General features: G+C 64.5%; 1 protein-coding gene and 1 tRNA gene. One reads left to right on the forward strand and one right to left on the reverse strand.

Going from position 1 to position 1,269, the window contains the following annotated elements; all coding sequences use genetic code 11:
- A partial coding sequence (locus tag C7C56_RS10760; protein WP_146204414.1) for a CHASE sensor domain-containing protein occupies positions 1 to 861 on the reverse strand: 861 nt, incomplete at its 3' end.
- A 318-nt stretch (positions 862 to 1,179) separates the two neighbouring features.
- On the opposite strand from C7C56_RS10760, the gene C7C56_RS10765 reads away from it, so the two are divergent.
- A tRNA-Ser gene (locus C7C56_RS10765) sits at positions 1,180 to 1,269 on the forward strand.

Raw genomic sequence — 1,269 nt, forward strand, 5'->3', positions numbered from 1 at the left:
GGTGGCGAGGAAGGCGCTCTTGGCGCGGCTGGCGGCCTCGGCCGCGTTTTTGGCCTTCTCGAGCTGTTCGGTGCGCACCCCGACCTGGCGCTCGAGCTCGTCGCGGTGGTGGGTCAGGGCGGCGCCGCGGCCCTCGATCTGGGCCAGCATGTCGTTGAAGCTGTCGATCAGGGTGCCGAGTTCGTCGGTGCGTTTGTGGGTGATGCGCAGGGTGTAGTTCTGGCTGGCCGACACCTTTTGCGCCGCATTGATGAGTTTGGAGACGGGGTCGGCGATGCTGCCCTTGAAGCGGGCCGCCATCATCTGCGCCACGAGCAGCGAGCCGCCCATGGCGGCGGCGATCACGCCCAGGCTTTTGAGGATGTCGAGCCACATGTTGGTCAGGTCGGCCTCGATCATGAGCACGCCGATCTGCAACTCGTTGCCGATCACGGGGCGGTACAGGCGCATGCGGGTCGACCAGAAGGTGGTGCCTTGCGCGTTGGCCGCGGCTAGGGCGCCGGCGCGCGGGTCGATCAGGGGATCGGGGCCGGCCAGCGCGTCGACGCGCCCGGGCGCGACGTACAGCGCGAACAGCTTGCCGCGCTGGTCGAACAGCACGGCGGTCGAGATTTCCTCCTTGGCCTTGAGCGCGGCCAGGGTGTGCTCGGCCTTTCTGCGGTCCTTGAAGAGCAGCGCGTCGACATTGTTGCTGGCGATCACGCCTCCGATCGAGGACAACTGCATCGCCTCGTCCTTGCGGTGGTTGAGCACCGAGGTGACGGCGAACGCGACGAAGACGAAGGCGAGCGCGGTGCCGGTTGACAGGAAGGAGATGATGGTCAGTTTCTGGTTAAGGCTTGAACGCTCGAAATTCAGCATGGCATACCCGGCGGTGGCAAGCGTGAGAGTTCTTGAAGCAGCCAGTCCGACTGGCCGCCCTCGAATGGAACAGGGATTCCGGCAGGAAAAATATACGGTTAAAGTTTCCGGGCAATATTGATAGTGCTCAAAATTGCGCAAATGCACGTTGTTGATGAACGGAAATGAGGTTGCGGGACGCGGCGAAAGGGCGGATCGGGGCGGTTTGCCCGGGTGGGGGATGGGGTGGCGCGAGCCGGGCGCAAAGACCTGCCAGCGCGGGGCGGGGAGGGCGCCGCTGCCCACGGCGGGGCGATTTATGTATAATGCGGGTCTGCAGGAAGCGTGGCCGAGCGGTTGAAGGCACCAGTCTTGAAAACTGGCGACGGTGTGAGCCGTTCGTGAGTTCGAATCTCACCGCTTCCGCCA

Source organism: Massilia glaciei (assembly GCF_003011895.2).
Classification (GTDB): domain Bacteria; phylum Pseudomonadota; class Gammaproteobacteria; order Burkholderiales; family Burkholderiaceae_D; genus Telluria_A; species Telluria_A glaciei.